This is a genomic window from Methanobrevibacter sp. (assembly GCF_017406825.1).
Lineage (GTDB): Archaea > Methanobacteriota > Methanobacteria > Methanobacteriales > Methanobacteriaceae > Methanocatella.
In genome coordinates this window covers 67,879-85,994 of record NZ_JAFQXT010000003.1, presented here as the reverse complement: position 1 = coordinate 85,994, position 18,116 = coordinate 67,879, and the positions used below count along the sequence as shown (strand labels likewise).

At 37.0% G+C, this 18,116-nt stretch carries 16 protein-coding genes; 8 read left to right on the top strand and 8 right to left on the bottom strand.

The genetic code is table 11. From position 1 onward, the window contains the following. Positions 1 to 149 precede the first annotated feature (149 nt). The 4 genes from IJF99_RS00785 to IJF99_RS00770 are packed head-to-tail and all read right to left on the bottom strand — an operon-like array spanning position 150 to position 4,231. Positions 150 to 662: a GNAT family N-acetyltransferase gene (locus tag IJF99_RS00785; RefSeq protein ID WP_292790745.1), complete on the bottom strand. Its 513-nt coding sequence runs from the start codon at positions 660 to 662 to the stop codon at positions 150 to 152. A 57-nt stretch (positions 663 to 719) separates the two neighbouring features. Continuing rightward, positions 720 to 1,577, bottom strand: a complete 858-nt coding sequence (locus tag IJF99_RS00780) for an ABC transporter permease (RefSeq protein WP_292790742.1) — start codon at positions 1,575 to 1,577, stop codon at positions 720 to 722. After that, positions 1,570 to 2,559, bottom strand: a complete 990-nt coding sequence (locus IJF99_RS00775) for an ABC transporter permease (protein ID WP_292790739.1) — start codon at positions 2,557 to 2,559, stop codon at positions 1,570 to 1,572. The genes IJF99_RS00780 and IJF99_RS00775 overlap by 8 nt, the downstream gene beginning before the upstream one ends. Before the next feature lie 49 nt (positions 2,560 to 2,608). Beyond that, positions 2,609 to 4,231 carry an ABC transporter substrate-binding protein gene (locus tag IJF99_RS00770; protein WP_292790737.1) on the bottom strand — a complete coding sequence of 541 codons (1,623 nt, stop codon included), beginning with the start codon at positions 4,229 to 4,231 and terminating at the stop codon, positions 2,609 to 2,611. Between the two features lie 341 nt (positions 4,232 to 4,572). Here IJF99_RS00770 and IJF99_RS00765 point away from each other — a divergent pair, with 341 nt between their 5' ends. After that, complete coding sequence (locus tag IJF99_RS00765) at positions 4,573 to 5,265, top strand: 4Fe-4S double cluster binding domain-containing protein (protein WP_292790735.1); 693 nt, start codon at positions 4,573 to 4,575, stop codon at positions 5,263 to 5,265. On the opposite strand, the gene IJF99_RS00760 is transcribed toward IJF99_RS00765, so the two are convergent. Then, positions 5,260 to 5,814: a GNAT family N-acetyltransferase gene (locus IJF99_RS00760; RefSeq protein WP_292790733.1), complete on the bottom strand. Its 555-nt coding sequence runs from the start codon at positions 5,812 to 5,814 to the stop codon at positions 5,260 to 5,262. The genes IJF99_RS00765 and IJF99_RS00760 overlap by 6 nt on opposite strands. Positions 5,815 to 5,964: 150 nt before the next feature. Here IJF99_RS00760 and IJF99_RS00755 point away from each other — a divergent pair, with 150 nt between their 5' ends. Continuing rightward, positions 5,965 to 6,924, top strand: coding sequence for an ABC transporter ATP-binding protein (locus IJF99_RS00755; RefSeq protein ID WP_292790731.1), 960 nt, complete (start codon positions 5,965 to 5,967; stop codon positions 6,922 to 6,924). Beyond that, positions 6,914 to 7,528: an ATP-binding cassette domain-containing protein gene (locus IJF99_RS00750; protein WP_292790728.1), complete on the top strand. Its 615-nt coding sequence runs from the start codon at positions 6,914 to 6,916 to the stop codon at positions 7,526 to 7,528. The genes IJF99_RS00755 and IJF99_RS00750 overlap by 11 nt, the downstream gene beginning before the upstream one ends. Here the strand turns inward: IJF99_RS00750 and IJF99_RS00745 are convergent. Then, a complete protein-coding gene (locus IJF99_RS00745) occupies positions 7,525 to 8,895 on the bottom strand; it encodes an MATE family efflux transporter (RefSeq protein WP_292790725.1) in 1,371 nt (456 codons plus the stop codon). The two genes, IJF99_RS00750 and IJF99_RS00745, sit on opposite strands and share 4 nt — an antisense overlap. 236 nt (positions 8,896 to 9,131) lie before the next feature. On the opposite strand from IJF99_RS00745, the gene IJF99_RS00740 reads away from it, so the two are divergent. The 5 genes from IJF99_RS00740 to IJF99_RS00720 all read left to right on the top strand — a co-directional run bounded on the left by IJF99_RS00740 (position 9,132) and on the right by IJF99_RS00720 (position 14,218). Next, the gene (locus IJF99_RS00740; RefSeq protein ID WP_292790722.1) at positions 9,132 to 10,736 is read left to right on the top strand and encodes an ABC transporter substrate-binding protein; all 1,605 of its coding nucleotides are present in this window, start codon (positions 9,132 to 9,134) and stop codon (positions 10,734 to 10,736) included. Between the two features lie 80 nt (positions 10,737 to 10,816). Continuing rightward, a complete protein-coding gene (locus IJF99_RS00735; RefSeq protein WP_292790720.1) occupies positions 10,817 to 11,812 on the top strand; it encodes an ABC transporter permease in 996 nt (331 codons plus the stop codon). Next, positions 11,805 to 12,656, top strand: coding sequence for an ABC transporter permease (locus IJF99_RS00730; RefSeq protein WP_292790717.1), 852 nt, complete (start codon positions 11,805 to 11,807; stop codon positions 12,654 to 12,656). The genes IJF99_RS00735 and IJF99_RS00730 overlap by 8 nt, the downstream gene beginning before the upstream one ends. 13 nt (positions 12,657 to 12,669) lie before the next feature. Further along, positions 12,670 to 13,617, top strand: coding sequence for an ABC transporter ATP-binding protein (locus IJF99_RS00725; protein ID WP_292790714.1), 948 nt, complete (start codon positions 12,670 to 12,672; stop codon positions 13,615 to 13,617). Next, on the top strand, positions 13,607 to 14,218 hold the full coding sequence (locus IJF99_RS00720; protein WP_292790711.1) for an ATP-binding cassette domain-containing protein: 612 nt from the start codon (positions 13,607 to 13,609) through the stop codon (positions 14,216 to 14,218). The genes IJF99_RS00725 and IJF99_RS00720 overlap by 11 nt, the downstream gene beginning before the upstream one ends. A 251-nt stretch (positions 14,219 to 14,469) precedes the next feature. On the opposite strand, the gene IJF99_RS00715 is transcribed toward IJF99_RS00720, so the two are convergent. Together IJF99_RS00715 and IJF99_RS00710 are read right to left on the bottom strand one after the other, a co-directional pair. After that, positions 14,470 to 15,480 carry a virulence RhuM family protein gene (locus IJF99_RS00715; protein WP_292790709.1) on the bottom strand — a complete coding sequence of 337 codons (1,011 nt, stop codon included), beginning with the start codon at positions 15,478 to 15,480 and terminating at the stop codon, positions 14,470 to 14,472. Between the two features lie 185 nt (positions 15,481 to 15,665). Further along, the gene (locus tag IJF99_RS00710) at positions 15,666 to 18,107 is read right to left on the bottom strand and encodes a cation-translocating P-type ATPase (protein WP_292790708.1); all 2,442 of its coding nucleotides are present in this window, start codon (positions 18,105 to 18,107) and stop codon (positions 15,666 to 15,668) included. Positions 18,108 to 18,116: the final 9 nt, after the last annotated feature.

The following is an 18,116-nucleotide window of genomic DNA, read 5'->3' as shown; positions in this document are numbered from 1 at the left end:
TGGATTTTACAAAATTACTATTTAAAAAGGCAAATGGAAAAAATAATCCCCAATATTATTTTAAATAAAGAAATAACATCAAAATACGAATTAAAATAAGAATAAAATTAATAAAAACAAGAACAAAAGTATTACTTTTTTGAAAAATATTACTCCGCTTTCAGGAATTTGACCATATGGGTGGTTTCATCATAATCATCCTCTTCAATTGTGATTTCATAGCCGACTGAGGTCCAGAATGGAATTCCTGATTCGAGATATCTGTGAGTGTGCAGGTAAATCTTGTCATAGCCCTCTGTTCTAGCAAATTCCTCCATAGTGTTGACCAATCTGCGTGCAAGGCCATGGCGCCTGTACCTCTCATCCACCATTAATCTCCATATGCTTGCGGTATCCTCCTTTGAATAGAGGCCTTCAAGAATTTCATAATCGACATCATAAGCTCTGATGGCGGCCGTTGCAATAATTTTATCCCCCTCCAAAGCAATGTAAATGTTATTTTTGGACGGCAATATATAATAGTCTACTATCCCCTCAATATCATAATGGAACTTGGGAGTTGGGCCAATACTATATTCATTGAGAATCTGGGCATATAAAAACTCTTTAACTGCATCAATTTCTTCATGATTGTTTTTAACTTCTCTGATAACGAAATTCATAATATCCCTTAAAATTTTAAAAAAAATGAAATGAAAAGAGAATAATAATTTATTCTCTTATTCTTGTGCTGTTTCAGGATTGAGCAATTTTTCTACATTTTCACCAATCAAATCAAACAGCAGTACAACTATCAACAAGGACATACCAGGATAGAAAGCTAACCACCAATATCCGGAAGACAGGTAATTCATTGATTCAGATAAGATTACTCCAATAGCAGGTTCATGAGGAGGCAAACCGAATCCTAAAAATGTTATTGCCGCTTCGTGCATGATTGCATGAGGGAACATTAAAATAACACCTACAATGATTTGAGATATGATTAATGGTAAAATGTGTTTGGTTGCAATCCAAATTTTTGATCTGCCTAGGTTTTCGGCCAGATGAATATATTCCTTTGTTCTAATCTCTTTTACTTCGGATCTTAAAACTCTTGCAAGGGGAGTCCAATGAGTCAAACCTACACCCATGATAACACCATATACTCCACCACCAAACATGATGGAAACAAGAATAATCAAAAGGATATGTGGAATTGAACCGAATAAATCAATTATACCCGCAACAAATTCATCTGCAAATTTGTTGAAACTTGAAAACAGTCCTAAAATAATAGAAATACAAGTACTTACCGCTGAAGCAATAAACCCTACCATAATACTTAATCCAAGTCCCGCTACTGTTCTTTGAAACATGTCCCTTCCCATCCAATCGGTTCCGAAAAGGTGTTCCAGGGAGGGCATTTGATTAGCGTTTACAAAACTTGAGGGAATATCCCTAATGAAATACCCTGAAACGAAAATGGATACAATAAATATTATGGAAATTGCTATGATTACGAGAGTTTTTGTCCTAAGATTTGCAGAATATAAAAACCATTGCTTTTTATCATCCGCTTTTTGTTTTCTAATCATTGAACTCACTCTCCTTAATTCGCGGATCGATCAGGTAATATGAAATATCTGCAAGCAGGTTACCGACAAATACGAATATTGCACTAATAACAACGATTCCTAAGAATAACGGCACGTCATTCTGAAGACCCGCCGCCACTGCCGTTTGACCTATTCCTGGATATGAAAATACCTGCTCTACCATTACCGCACCACCGAACAATTCACTAAAAGACAGGAACTGTAATGTGATAGCCGGCAGCAATATATTTCTAATTCCATGATTTTTGACTAAATCCCAACCTTTTTCACCTCTGGATTTTGCAAATAATACATAGTCAGAGGATAAAACCTGAATTAATTCATTACGTGTGTACATAGCAATCGGCGCCAGACCGACTAAACTCAATGTCAATGTAGGAAGAACGAGTCTTGCCGCCCATTCCATGAATGTTGCATCGGTACTTTTAACACCAATAGGCACACCAAATCCGATTGGGAACCATCCTAAGTAAACTGAAAATACCATTAAAACAAGCATTCCAACCCAAAAAGATGGGGCAGACTGAATTGCATAACAGTAAACTTTAACTGCTTTATCAATCCATGATCCTTTATTTTTACCGGCCAATACGCCTAAAACAAAACCCAAAATCCCACTTAAAATCCAGGAAATTGCCATCAATACAACAGATGCCATGAATTTTTGAATGATAACATCCCTGACAGGAGCACGAAATATTAATGAAGTTCCCAAATCACCTTGAATCAAATCTAAAAGCCAGTGATAGATTTTAGTTTGTAAGGGGACACTTGTACCGAAATACTGTTCGAGAATTTGCCTTTGTGCTTGAGATACAGCAGCACCATTAAGATAAGCATTTACCGGGTCAATAGGGGATAAATCTAATAACACAAAACTAAAAATTGCAACTGCAATGATTAATATTATGAAACGTAAAAACTTGAAACCAAAATATTTTGCTAATTTTTGTTTATTCAATGAAATGAGCCCCCTTAAATTCTAAAAAAATAAAAAAAGGAAAAAATGTTTAAGCTGTGGAGTTGGTTCTAGTCCAATCACAGATATTAATTAAAACATCGTTTCCTAAACCATCAGGCTGATTACCAATATCAATGCCGTCTTTGATGAAGTAGTTGTAGTCATAGTTGACAAGCCATGCGAATGGAGCGTCTCCAGCAGGACCCCAACCTCCGCCGTTAACAAGAGCGGATTCAGACCATAAGCTGTTAGCAGTATCGAAATCGGTTGCATGCATTGCTTCTTCCATCAGTTTATCTGAATCAGTGTTGTTATATAAACCAGGGTTCATATAGAAGTCGTCTGCTTCTTTACTGTGGTATTGTTGATAAATTGATTTGTATGGGTCAGGGGAAGTTTGTTGCATTAATGCAGCTGAGCTGTACATGTTTGCATAGATTGTATCCCAGTCAGCACCAACAAGGTTTACTTCAATTCCGATTTCTTTAGCTTGTTCAGCAAATACAGTTGATAGTGATTGTCTGTCAAGATAATCCGGTGGGTAGTATAAGTCGAATGATGCTTTTACACCATCTTTATCTACAATTCCGTCACCGTCAGTGTCTTCCCATCCGCCATCTTTCAAGATTTGTTTTGCTTGTTCCACATCACCGTCTTGAACTTTAGCATTTTCGTTTGCGTAGTCTCTAGTGTCAACACTTGTGAATTCAGGAGTGGCGTGACCTGCAAATATTTCATCACACATTTTTTGACGGTCAATTCCGACATTTAATGCTTGTCTTATTGATTTATCTGCAGTTACGTTATTACCTATTTTGTAACCGGCTTCAGGACTGACCTCACCTGTGTCCTCAAGGTAAGGGAAAGATACACCTTGTGCCCTACCTGCTGATTTTTCAACGAATTGATAACCGTCAACAGTTTGGTTTAATGCAGAGGTTGCAACAGGCACAACATCTACTTGGCCGGATTTAGCGAGTTCTAACCATGTAGCTTCTTCAGGGAATAATAAGGTAATTTGAGTGAAGTATGGTTTATCTCCGTAGTAATTGTCATTTATTTTGAAAATAGCCTGTTGGCCTTTATCCCAGTGGTCCAATACATAAGGTCCTGTACCGACAGGGTTTTCGCCGTAAGTTTCATTGTCATACTCTTCAGGTACAATACCCACGTATCTTAAATCATAGATAAATGTTGATCTTGGTTCTACTAAAGTGAATTCTACACAGGTATCGTTTTTAGCGGTTACTTTTTCAAGATTGGTTAAATCCAAATCGGATTCTGTTTCTTTTGCAGTGTTGAATGTTGTTGCAACATCTTTTGCATCGAATGTTGAATTGTCTGAGAATTTAACATCATCTCTAATGTTTACAGTCCAGGTTTTTCCGTCATCGCTGATTGAATAATCAGTGGCCAAATCTGGAACAATATCTCCATTTTCATCTGTCTTAAATAAACAACTTTGTACTAAAGGATTATAGTTTTGGTGTCCGCATCCCCAACCGGTAAGTGGGTCGAAACCTGATGCAGGTTCCTTAATGTTACTGTGGGCTGCTACTGTTAAGTGTGTTGGGTCATCATCTGATGATCCGCCTATAAATGCAAAAGCAGCAATGGCCGCAATGAGAATGACTGCAACAGCACCTATAATCATCATTGTTTTCTTTTCCATATTTTTTCACCATTTTACTAAATAACCATATTAAAATAAAAGTATTACCTTTTACTGGAAAAATCCCCATTTAGTAATACTTATTATAAATATTTTAATATTAATTTGGTATTTATCTTAATACATATAAAAAGATATTTATTACTTTTAAGATTGACTTGATAATTAAATATCATCATAATTTACAAAGCAAAAAAATAAACAGTTAAGAAAAAATGATGTAAGAAAATATATACATTAACAAAAAACATTACCGCAAAAGTAATAATATGAACTATGAAATTCAATTAAAAGTAATACTTAACTAACTTTTAAATAACATCAAATTTAGATATTGGGATATGAGCATATCTCTTGAACTTAAAAATTATCTATCGGAAAATGGCGCCACTGAAGTGGGATTTGCCGACATAACCAATTTTACACCGAAAGAAGGATTGGAAATTGGAGTTGTCTTTTACATAACCTATCCGAAAGAGATAATAAGAAATATGCAGAATGCTCCAACACCCGAATATCTTCAGGAATTAATCAGCCTCAATACAAGATTAGATGCACTTGGAATGAAATGTGAAGAATTTCTAATCGATAAAGGATATGACGCATATGCCCAGACAAAAAAAAGGTTGGGAACCGATTTTGGAGAGTTCAATTCATTTGAATTGCCCCATAAAACCATAGCCACACGCGCAGGTCTTGGATGGATTGGAAAATCAGCATTATTTACAACAAAAGAATATGGATCAGCGCTGAGATTATCCTCTGTCCTAACAAATGCTCCATTGGATACCGGAAAGCCTATACTGAAATCAAAATGCGGAAAATGCATGGAATGCAAGGAAGCATGTTTTGGCGGCGCCATAAGTGGAAAGGAATGGAACTATAAACTCAAAAGAAACGACTTCTATGATGATAAGAAATGTGAAAAATATGCTCTGAAGATTTCAGAGGAAAACCTGGGAAAACCGGATACAGTATGCGGAAAATGCATTTTCGCTTGCCCGCATACACAAAAGTACATTAAAAAACTATAGTTTCACGGCATGGCGATACTCAATAGAAGGTGAATCGATTTCCAAACCTCGAATTTTTTTATCCATATGGACCGTTTCGAGTTCATCGTTAGTATCCAGAACCACCACGAAACCCATTTTTGTCCAATACCTTAAAGCCCCATCCAAATTTTTATGGGTATGCAAATAAATTTCGTTATATCCAACTACATATGCAAAGTTTTCAGCAATAGCAAACATTTTTGAAGCTAAACCGCATCGCCTGCATCTTCTATCTACAAACAATCTCCATATGCTGGAAGTGGTATCTTTTGAGTAAAAATGTCTGAATTCCGGAAAATCCTTGTCGTAAGCCCTTATTCCAATTGTTGCGATAATCTCACCGGAATCAAGGTAGGCAACAAAAAAATTATTTTTTTCAGGATTGATGTAATATTCATCCAAATTCATTACATCCTGATGCCATTCAGGAACATAATCATAGCCAAACTCCAATTTAATCATTTTAAATAAGAATTCCTGCACATCTTCAATTCCATCGGCACTTAATTCTTTAATGATAACATTCATGAAAAACACCAAATCTGAAAAAGTATTACTAATATTAAAAAGATTTATAATTAAAGTAATACTTTTTAATGATTTTTGAATAACTTTAATATTGATAAAGTACAAATTAGTATTTAAAAGTTATCATTTGATTTTCACAAAGGTGATTTAATGGAAAAAGTATTAGATGTTGAAAATGTTTCAATTTCATTCATTCAATATACAAAAGGTTTAAATCAAAGAGATTTAAAAGTTATTAGCGATTTAACCTTGGATATATCTGAAGGTGAAATATTGGCCGTATTGGGTTCAAGCGGTTCCGGAAAAAGTCTGCTGGCACATGCGATATTCGGGATATTGCCGGAAAACGCAAACCTGAACGGGAACATTAAATATAATGGTAAAATTTTATCACAGGAAGATAAAGAGAAACTGAGAGGAAAAGACATTGTGCTCGTGCCCCAATCAGTTAACTTCTTAGATCCTTTAATGAAAATTTCAGACCAGGCCATAGGTCATGTCGAAAGCGAAGAAGAGAAAAAAGTAAAAAAACAAAAACAAAGGGAAATATTTGAGCATTACAATTTAGGCCCAGAAGTAGATGACATGTATCCATTCCAGTTATCCGGAGGGATGGCGAGAAGAGTACTCGTTTCAACAGCATTACTATCCGACCCGAAACTTGTTGTGGCAGATGAGCCTACACCGGGACTTGATGAAAAGACAGTACAGGAAACCTTAAATCACTTTAAACACATGAAAGAAGATGGAATCGGAGTACTTTTAATCACACACGACATACATGCGGCACTGGAAGTGGCAGATAGAATTGGAATATTCTACTCAGGCTATGTAATAGAGATTGCCCAGAAAGAAGACTTTTCAGGTGAAGGAGAAAACCTGCTTCACCCGTACACAAAGGCCCTGTACAAGGCACTGCCGGCAAACGGATTTGAAATAATCAAAGGCCATCAGCCGTTGCATGGGGAAATACCAAAAGGCTGCCCTTACTATGACAGATGCGAAATGAGATTTGACAGATGCAAAGAAGAAAGGCCTGAACTACTGGACCTTGGAAAGAAAAGAGTCAGATGCTTCAAATATGAGGATGGTGTGAAAGATGGAGCTTAAAGCAACAAACATCTCATTTAAATATCCTTCAGCAAAGAAATACCTATTGAAAGATGTTAACCTTGAATTGGACAACAAAAAGATTATTGGATTGATCGGTGACAGCGGTAGTGGGAAATCCACATTATGTAAAATCCTATCAGGCTATGTTACAAAATATGAAGGAAGCGTAACATTCGACGGACAGCCGCTTCCTAAAAAAGGGTTCAAACCTGTTCAATTAATCTATCAACATCCTGAAAAGGTAATGAATCCAAAATGGAGAATGAAACAAGTCCTTGAAGAATCATGGAATGTTAAAGATGAAGATTTGGCCGAATTCGGTATTCAGAAAACATGGTTAACAAGATTTCCGCAAGAATTATCCGGGGGAGAACTTCAAAGATTTTCCGTTTTAAGGTCCCTCAATCCGGATACTAAATTCCTGATTGCTGATGAAATGACCACAATGCTTGATGCAATAACACAAGCACAGATTTTGGATTCAGTTTTGAAAATCATCAAAAAAAGAAAAATGGGATTCCTGCTTGTAAGTCACGACATGTCTTTAGTAGAGACCATTTGTGATGAAAAGATATATCTGAAAGATATTAATGGTGCCTAACCATTAATATTCATTAATTTTTTTATCTGCCAGTCAGCCCACACCATAGTAATATTATTGGAAACAACTTCGCCCAGAACAATGCCCATCCATGCTCCCCAGACACCATAACCTAAGAAAACACCTAATAAAACCGCAAAAAATATTGTAAATCCTGTTTCCCTCATGATTGTCTGAAACATTGCGGTTATGCCTTTGCCTATGCCCTGGAAAACATATGTTGAAGCGACACCCACAGCCATTGTCGGATAATATATTACAATCCATGCCAAAAAGCTTGTGAGTTCCGCAGCTATCCTTACGCTAGTTCCTGTTGAAGCGAAAACTGATGCGATATCTCCTGCAAAAACGTTTGTCAGAATCGCTACGATAAATGCAATGACAATTGAGACCTTCATTGCATACCTGTGGGCAATCTGAATGTTTTCATATTTTCTAGCGCCGTAATTAGCGGCGATGACGCTGATTAATGCTGTTCCTATTGCCAGCAGAGGTGTTGTGCCGATGGTGACTATTCTCCAGCCGGTCGAGTAGACTGCAACCGAATCTGTTGAACCGACGAATGTCAGGAGCGCCGAGAAAACCGCGGCAAAAAATGCATTGTTCAGAAGCTGGACGCTGGCGGGAATTCCCACTTTAACAATGTCCTTTGAAATGTCTTTTTCATAATTGAAATTACTGAAATTGGGCTTCAGATACGTGTCTCTTTTAACATAAAACCAGTTCAGTAAAATCAAAATCACGAATATCGATGAGATGATTGTTGCAATGGCTGCGCCCCTAACACCTAAATTCAGAGCATAGATGAAAATAGGATCCAATATCATGTTCAGGATTGCCGAAGCAATCATTGCATACATCGGCCTTGTAGTGTCGCCTTCGCCTCTAAAGATGCCATACAAAGCATTGGACAGGATGATGAAAACAGATCCTAAAATAATAATCATTCCATAATCAGTGGCATATCCGATTGTCTGACCCGCTCCCATTGCATTTAAAATCGGATTTAAAAAGACCAATAAGGCAGCTGTAACCACTAATGAGATGATGATATCAAGCATTATCGAATGAACTGAGGCATTATCCGCTTTTTGTTTGTTTTCCTCACCAAGATACTTTGATAATGCAAAGGCGGCCCCCGCTCCTAATCCGTTTCCAAAACCTATTAGAATCATAAATATTGGTGTGAAAAATCCAACACCTGCAAGGGCATCGGCTCCAAGGCCTGAAACCCATGCGGCATCAATTAAATTATAAAAACTGGAAATAAGCAATGAAACAATCAAAGGTATTGACATTTTTATTAATGCATTTCTGGGGTTTTCAAGCATTAATTCGACATTATTTTGAGAATCATTACTTAACATACATTATTAAAATTGAAATTTATTTAATATAAATTTAATTACTTAAACAGTTACCAACGGATATCCACACCATGATGTGAATAGTTATTTTTAAATACTTAAAAATATAAAGAAGTAATCGTAATATCTTTAAATTAAAAAGTATTACTTAATTGATAAATTAATATAAAATAGTAATACCGAGCGGATATTACTTTAGATTTTTAACAAACATAATTTTTAAATGAGGAAAAAAAATGGAAACAAAATACATTATAGGTGCAGTTATTGCGGTTCTCGCAATAATTGGTATAGGTGCTTTTGCTTTAGGAGGAGGCTCCACCGAACATGCTCCAAACGAATTGGTAGCTTGTGTAGCCGCTCACGGCGAAGAACCTGAATATGGTTTTGACCCAATGCACGGTTGGGGATACCACGATTCAGGAACAGACCCTCTTATCCAAAGTACAATTCTAAAAAGAGACAAAGACAATAATTTCGTGAATGACCTGGCTACAGATTATGAAATTTCAAGCGATTTGAAAACTTATACAGTTACAATCCGTGACGATGTAAATTTCACTGACGGTTCCAAATTAACCGCAGGAGACGTAGCATTTTCATACAACAAAGCAAAAGAGTTAGGTGAAGGAGCTGACTTGAGTTCCATGGAAGAAGCAAAAGCCGATGGAGATAAAGTAGTATTCACTCTTAACAAAGCAGACTCTACATTCATTAACAAATTAACAGATGTTGGAATCGTGCCTGAAGCTAACTATGATGAAGATTCATACGGTCAAAACCCTATCGGATCAGGACCTTATAAATTAGCTCAATGGGATAAAGGACAACAATTTATCCTAGAGAAAAACCCTGACTACTATGGTCAAGAACCATACTTCGATAAAATTACCAACTTATTCCTTGACTCCGATGCAGCATTTGCAGCAATCAAAAACGGGGACTTAGATATTGCTGAAGTACCTGTAGCATATGCAAATGAAAAAGTTGACGGTTACCACATGGAATACTTCGATTCTATCGATGTACGTGGAATCTCATTACCTACCCAAATGGATGAAGGAAAATTATCCGCAGACAATTATACAATTGGTAACAATGTAACCGGTGACCCTGCTATAAGGGAAGCATTGAACATGGGCATCAACAGAAGCGCATTAATCGAAGGTTCCTTGAATGGATACGGTGATGAATCATACAACGGTGTAGCCGACCAATTACAATGGTCATTTGAGCCAACATATACTGATGGAGACATTGACGGAGCAAAAGATGTTCTTTCAGCTGCAGGATGGGAAGATACTGACGGTGACGGAATCGTAGAAAAAGACGGTCAGAAAGCTGAATTCTCAATCTACTACAATTCAAAAGCAACAGAAAGACAAGCTATTGCTGTAGCAGTTGCAGAACAAGCTAAAGAGATTGGTATTGAAATCACCCCTGTAGGTGGAAGTTGGGATGACATTACCCCTAATTCACTCAGCCAAGGAGTGGTATGGGGATTCGGTTCAGCAGACCCATTCTCAATCCAACATCAATACGATTCAAGAGTAGCTGCTCAAGGATTCGATAACCCAGAGTGCCTTAATGATTCAGCAGTGGACTCATTAATCGACGCTGCAATGGCACAAGACCTTGAAAGTTCATACGCTACCTGGTCTCAAGCATCACAACAAGCAAACTCCAACTATCCTTACTTATGGATTGGAACAATGGACTACACATACTTCGTAAGTGATGACTTAGACATTTCCAACAGCACACACCTCATCTACCCACACGGTGGAGACATCTGGGGTAACATCTACGATTGGAAACGTATAAATGCTACTGAAGCATAAATATCTAAATTTAAAATGATTTATTTTATATAAATCATTTTTTTACTTCTTTTTTAGAACAAGTTTTTTACAGACTGGAGATGATTAAGATTAACACTAAAAAAATAGCTAAATTTTTAGGATTAAAAGCTATTAGATTACTGATTTTATTAATTGTTATTGCAGCAATTAGTTTTATTATGATACAAATGTCTCCAATTGACCCTGTTCAGGCATATCTTGGTCAAAGAATCGTTAGTCAGGAACAATTAGCAATAATAGGAGAATATTGGGGGACAAATTTGACATTAGGTGAAAGAGTACTGGGTTGGCTTCAGACATTGGCATCAGGAAGCATGGGTTTTTCATTGATTTATAGAGTTCCCGTAACCGAAGTGATTGTACAGAAATTCACCTCATCATTTATTCTTATGGCAGTTTCATGGATTATATCTGCAGTTGTAGGTTTCGGATTAGGAGTTCTTGCAGGTGCAAAAGAAGGAAGCTGGATAGACAAAGTTATTAAAACATACTGCTACATATTACAATCCACACCCACCTTCTGGATAGGATTAGTATTTTTAATGGTTTTTTCCGTTTATCTGGGATGGTTCCCTATAGGACTTTCAGTACCTATCGGCCAACTGTCAGACACAGTGACATTCTGGCAATGGTTATACAGACTGATATTGCCGGCAATAACATTAAGTATTGTAGGAATCGCATCCTTAACAATGTATACTAGAGATAAGCTCATCAGCGTCAAGAAAAGTGATTATTTCCTATTTGCACAAGCTAGAGGTGAAAGCTTTTGGGGAATCATAAAGAATCACGGAATAAGAAACATTCTTCTTCCGGCAATCACAATTCAGTTCTTATCATTCAATGAACTGTTTGGCGGAACAATACTTGTCGAACAGGTATTCGCATATCCTGGAATCGGACAGGCTGCTGTTGCTGCGGGATTAAGATCTGATGTTCCATTACTGTTAGGTGTTGTTATTATCAGTGCCATCTTCGTATTTGCAGGAAACTTTATTGCAGATGTGATTTACCAATATGTCGATCCTAGATTAAGGAGTGAGGACAATGACTGAAACACCTTGGTATAATAGGGGCCTTTTCAGTTCCCTGAACTTAAGGCAAAAAACACTTTTGACAATAGGGCTGACCGGATTCGTTTTAGTAATCATTTTCATTAATGGAATGATGATAGACGCCAATCTGCCTACAGATTTTGCCGTGAAAATGCAACCTCCTTCATTTGAACACCTTTTCGGTACCGACTGGATGGGAAGAGATATGTTCATTAGGACACTAAAAGGTTTAAGCTTGAGTATCATGATTGGAATAGGCGCATCAATAATTTCAAGTATAATAGCTACAATCTTGGCGGTCATTGCAAGTATCAACAGCAAATGTGATGAATTCGTATCATGGTTAATCGATTTATTCGCATCAATACCTCACATACTGTTAATCATGATGATTTCAATCTCATTAGGTAAGGGGGCCTTTGGTGTAACGATGGCCGTTGCGTTTTCACACTGGGTGAACCTGACAAGAGTATTGAGAGCGGAAGTGCTTCAAATCAACACATCCGAATATGTTGCATTATCCGAAAGATTCGGTAAAAGTAAATTGTGGATTGCAAAAGAACACATCATACCATTAGTGCTTTCACAGATATTCGTAGGAACCTTGCTTGTATTCCCACATGCAATCATGCACGAGTCAAGTGTAACATTCTTAGGATTTGGTTTATCTCCACATGAACCTGCAATCGGTATAATTCTATCTGAATCAATGACATACCTTGCAATGGGAGCATGGTGGTTGGCATTCTTCCCTGGAGTTGCGCTGCTGATAGTTGTACTGTTGTTTGATATTTTAGGAGACAATTTAAAACGATTATTTGATCCTTCAGAGGCGAATAAATGATTTTGGTGATATTATGGGAAAATTACTAGAAGTGAATAATTTATCAATATCTTTTACACAGTATGTTCAAGGATTGAATAGGCACGACAGCAAGGTCATATCAGATTTGACCATTGAGGTTGATGAAAGCGAGATTGTTGCAGTATTGGGTTCCAGCGGTTCAGGTAAAAGTCTTTTGGCCCATTCAATATTGGGAATCTTGCCGTATAACTCGAAAGTGACAGGAGAAATCAAATACAAAGGCCAAGTTTTAGACCAGGAATTGAAAGAACAGATAAGAGGCAAAGAAATTTCATTAATTCCCCAATCAGTGAACTACTTGGATCCTCTCATGAAAGTATCCGAACAGGCCATTGGCGAATGTGAAGACGAAAAGGAACATGCCGAAAGGAAAATAATACAAAGAGAGGTCTTTAACAAATACGGATTGGATGAAAGCGTGGATGACTTGTATCCATTTGAATTGTCCGGAGGAATGGCAAGGAAAGTGTTGCTGTCCACTGCATTGGTAAGGGACCCTACTTTATTGATTGCCGATGAACCAACACCAGGTCTTGACAAGAAAAGCGTTGAAGAAACAATCAAGGACATAAAAAATCTGAAAGACCATGGAAAAGGCGTGTTGCTGATTACCCACGAAATTGATGTGGCCCTAAAAACAGCAGATAGGATAGCCATATTCTATTCAGGTTATGTTATTGAAATCAACACCGTTGAAAACTTCAAAGATGCTGAAAAGGTATTGCATCCATATTCCAAGGCCCTGATTAACTCTCTGCCTAAAAACGGTTTCAAATTAACCGAAGGGGTTCAACCATTAGATGAGGTTCCTGGATGTCCATATTACGAGAATTGTCCAATACGATTAGACAAATGTGCAAACAGCAAACCTCAACTTGAAGAACATGAGAGCATAATGATTAGATGCTTTAACTACAAGGGGGTAAATGATGGAGCTTAAGGCAAATAATATTTCTTTTTCATACACTAAAAAAAGACAAATATTGAAAGATGTATCATTATCCCTGAACAGTGATCAAATCATCGGTCTGATTGGGGATAGTGGTAGTGGTAAAAGTACATTGTGCAAGATACTTTCAGGCCACATATCCAATTATTCAGGAGACGTGACAATTGACGGCAATAAAATTCCAACAAAAGGATTTTATCCTGTTCAGTTAATATTCCAACACCCTGAAAAGACAATGAATCCTAAATGGAAGATGGAAAAAGTACTGAATGAGTCCTGGACTCCCTCTCAGGATTTGAAGGATACTTTCGGCCTTAAGGATTCATGGTTAACACGCTGGCCAAGCGAACTTTCCGGTGGAGAATTGCAGCGTTTCAGCATATTGAGAGCTCTTAATCCACAAACAAAATTCATTATTGCGGACGAGATAAGCACTATGCTTGATGCTGTTACCCAAGTACAAATCTGGGAATCACTTATTACACACTGCAAAGCGAACAACATTGGAATACTGGCCGTTAGTCACGATGATGAACTTCTTGAAGTTTTATGTGATGATATTTTAAAATTTGATGAAATAAATAATCTCTAAAATTAATTTTTTAGAGATTTTCCTTTTTTTATTAATTTTTTGAATGAATTATATTGCTTTTCCAAGAGAGAATCTGGCAGCTTGAAAAGATATGCGTTTGTTTAATTATATGAAAAATTAACATGGTTGAATTGGGTTTTTCCTTAGCAAAATCCATAGAATGCAATACACACTAAAAAAAATAAAAAAATAAGTAAAATTAGAATAGCGGATCTTTCACCATTCCAATTCTAAATGAATTCAAAAAAATATTACTTATTTATCAGCTTTCTAGTTCTTTCTTCAAATTCGTTATAATCAGATTTATATAACTTATCCTGGATTGGTCTGAACTTGTCAAATTCCACTTCAACAAACTCATTAATTTCACTACGACTAACTTTTCCTTTACCCTCCAAGATTTGATAACCCACAAAGTCTAAAAACTTGTCCAATTCTTCCGCCCAGTCTTTCATTGCCATAGGAATCCGCCTTGTTGCTTGAAGTTCTGCAAAATTAAGATACAATTCCACAAGCTTATTGAGTTCAGCCAACTCCTCTTCAGACAAGTAGTTTTTAGCAATTTTAGTATCACTTAATTGAATTTTACCTTTAGGAGAATGTTTCCAAGATGTCAAACCCATATTTTCCTTCTCACTGCTTGCACGATTTTTGATTATCTCAGGAGCAGTCATTCCAGAAATTGCATAATGGAGTTTGTTTTGAACTTTTGCATAGAATTCCTGAGTGATTTCAGCATTTTTGTTATAATCATGACTTGTTGCATACAAATCTGTCAATTTCTCATAGAATCTCCTCTCGGAAACTCTTATCTCACGAATTCTTTCAAGCAAATCCTGGAAATAATCTTTTCCAAACCTGGAACCATTTTTCAATAGTTCATCGTCTAAAACAAATCCTTTTACAATGAATTCTTTTAAAACTCCAGTAGCCCAAATCCTAAAATGTGTTGCATTTTTAGAGTTCACTCGATAACCCACAGATATGATTGCATCTAAATTATAAAAACCAGTATTATATTTTTTACCATCAGATGCAGTTACTCGAATTTTTCGAGTAACTGAATTTTCATTCAATTCACCATCTCTAAAAATATTTTTTAGATGATAATTAATTGTATGCTCTTTTACATCAAACAATTCTGCCATAGTTTTCTGAGTAGCCCACATAGTTTCCTGTTCATGGTCTATGATTACATCCATAGACACTTCACCTTCATTGCCAACATAGAGTAATGTTCTTATTATCTGATTTTCTTTCATATAAAAACCTCTTTTAAAAATTATCGAGCAAATAGTTATTTATTTATAGTTTTTTAAAATTTATAAGGTTTTTGGAATAAATGAAGGCAATATTTCAAAGTAAAATCAATATTACGGATTAAAAGCAATATTATTATAAAAAAATAGTAAAAAAAGAGATTTAAATTTTTAAAAAAAAGGTAAAATTAGAATAGTGGATCTTTCACCATTCCAATTCTAAATGAATTCAAGATAACAAGTATTGTCAATCCCAAATCACCAAAACCAACAGACATCATCAATGTGATAATTCCCATAATCGCAAGGATTACACATAATAGCTTGACCAAAATGGCAATAGAAATATTCTGTTTAATAATTCCCATTGTCTTACGGCTTAAAGCGAATAGATATGGAAGTTTTGATATATCATCCTGCATCAATGCAATATCTGCGGTTTCAATGGCCACATCAGAACCCGCGGCACCCATTGCAATACCAATGTTTGAACGTGCCAGGGCAGGCGCGTCATTGATACCGTCACCAACCATAGCCACATCACCAAACTTATTTCTGATTGTGTCCAAGATATTCAATTTATCTTCAGGAAGCAGATTGGAATAAACGTAATCTATGCCGATTTCGGACGCTACACTTTTTGCGGCAAGCTTATTGTCCCCGGTAAGCATGATTGTCTGTACGCCTTGGTCTTTCAAATCAGCAATAACTTCAGAAGCGTTGTCCCTGATTTTATCTGAGACAGTTATGATTCCCAAGACCTTTTCGGCATTTCCGACAAATATCAGAGTTTTTCCTTCGCTGGAATACTTATTGATTTCATCTCTTGAAATGTCAAAGGAACTTCCTTCAATCAATGATTCGTTAGCGGCATAGAACTGCTCGCCATTGATGTTGGCTACGATTCCTTTGCCTGGAACATTCCTGAAGTCCTGAATAATATCGAAGACGATATTGTTTTCATTGGCATAGTTTACAATAGCTTTAGCGATAGGGTGAGAAGATTGGGATTCCAAAGAAGCCGCAATCTTTACGATTTCTTCTTTTGAGAAACGTTCATCCAAAACTTCAACATCACTTAACTTAAGTTTTCCTTCTGTTAAGGTACCTGTCTTATCAAAAATAACCGCTTTGACGTTACGCATTTCCTCCACATAGGTACTGCCCTTAATGATGACTCCGTTTCTGGTAGCTGAAGTGATTGCGGACACCATACCGACAGGTGTTGAAATCAAGAATGCGCAAGGACATGAAATTACCAGAAGTGAAAGTGCCTTATAAACCCAGTCAACCAGGTTCTGAGCAAACAACAATGGCGGAATAAATGCAACGCAGATGGCTGCAACCATCATGATTGGAGTATAATATTTAGCCACCCTTTCAACCAAAGTCTCGGTTTCGGAACGGTTGAGCTGTGATCTTTTAACCAATGTGACGATTTTTGAGATTACTGAATCCTTAGCTTCGGTTGTTACTTTAATTTCAAGATAGCCGTCTTCGTTAACAGTTCCTGAAAAGACATTGTCCCCAACCTCTTTTAGAACCGGAACGCTTTCACCAGTGATTGATGCCTGGTTGATAGAAGAGGAACCGAAAATTACTTCCCCATCCAAAGGAACCTTATCTCCAGGTTTTACGATTACAATGTCTCCAATGTTAACTTCATCCACGTTTCTAATCTCTTCTTTGTCCCCCACTTTAACTCTAGCAGTATCCGGAGCAATTTCAACCAATGACTTGATTGAGCGTTTAGCTCTGTGTTCTGCAAGATCCTCTAAGAATTCCGCAATATAGTAAAGGAATGTAACGGCAGCGCCTTCTTCGGGATGTCCGATAATGAATGACGCAACACAAGCAATACATACCAACATTGCAGGGCCGACTGTATGCCTATTTACTAATGATTTATATGCCAAAATAGCAATTTCATAACCTGCAATAATTGCACCTGCCATATAGGTAACAGTTACGATTGTAGGACTGAATGACAACCATTCAAAAATATGGCCTAAAACAAATAGTATTCCGCTTGCAAGAATGATTTGGATTGGTCTGTTTGCAATCAATGGCTTTCCTTCAGCGAATAATTCCCCGTCGCCATGTGCATGGTCATGCCCGTGGTCATGTCCATGGTCATCTTCACCATCTGCACAATCAGGACAAGCGCAAAGGCTGAATTCAACATCATCATCGTGATGGTGGTCATGGTCATGACAATCACAAGACTCATCAGCACAAACATCTTCTTTAATATGATTATGATCGTGGTCATGTCCATGGTGGTCATGCTCATGATGATGCTCATGATGATGCTCATGCTCATGATTGTGGTCATGATGGTCGTGGTCATGTCCATGGTGGTCGTGGTCATGTTCTTCATCGTCCGCACAATCAGGACAGGCACAAAGATTGATATCTACATCTTTATCATAGTCAATTTCTTCTCTGTGGTCATGTACACTTAAATCAGTGCTGTTCTGATAGTCTTTTAATAACTGTTTGTCATAATGATTAGAATTTTCGCAGTGAATATCTTCACATTCAGGGTCAAAACAGATGTAATTGTAATGTTCAGGTTTGCGACATTGTTCATCTTCACAGTCCACATCATAACATCTATTTTCTTCCATAGTATCACC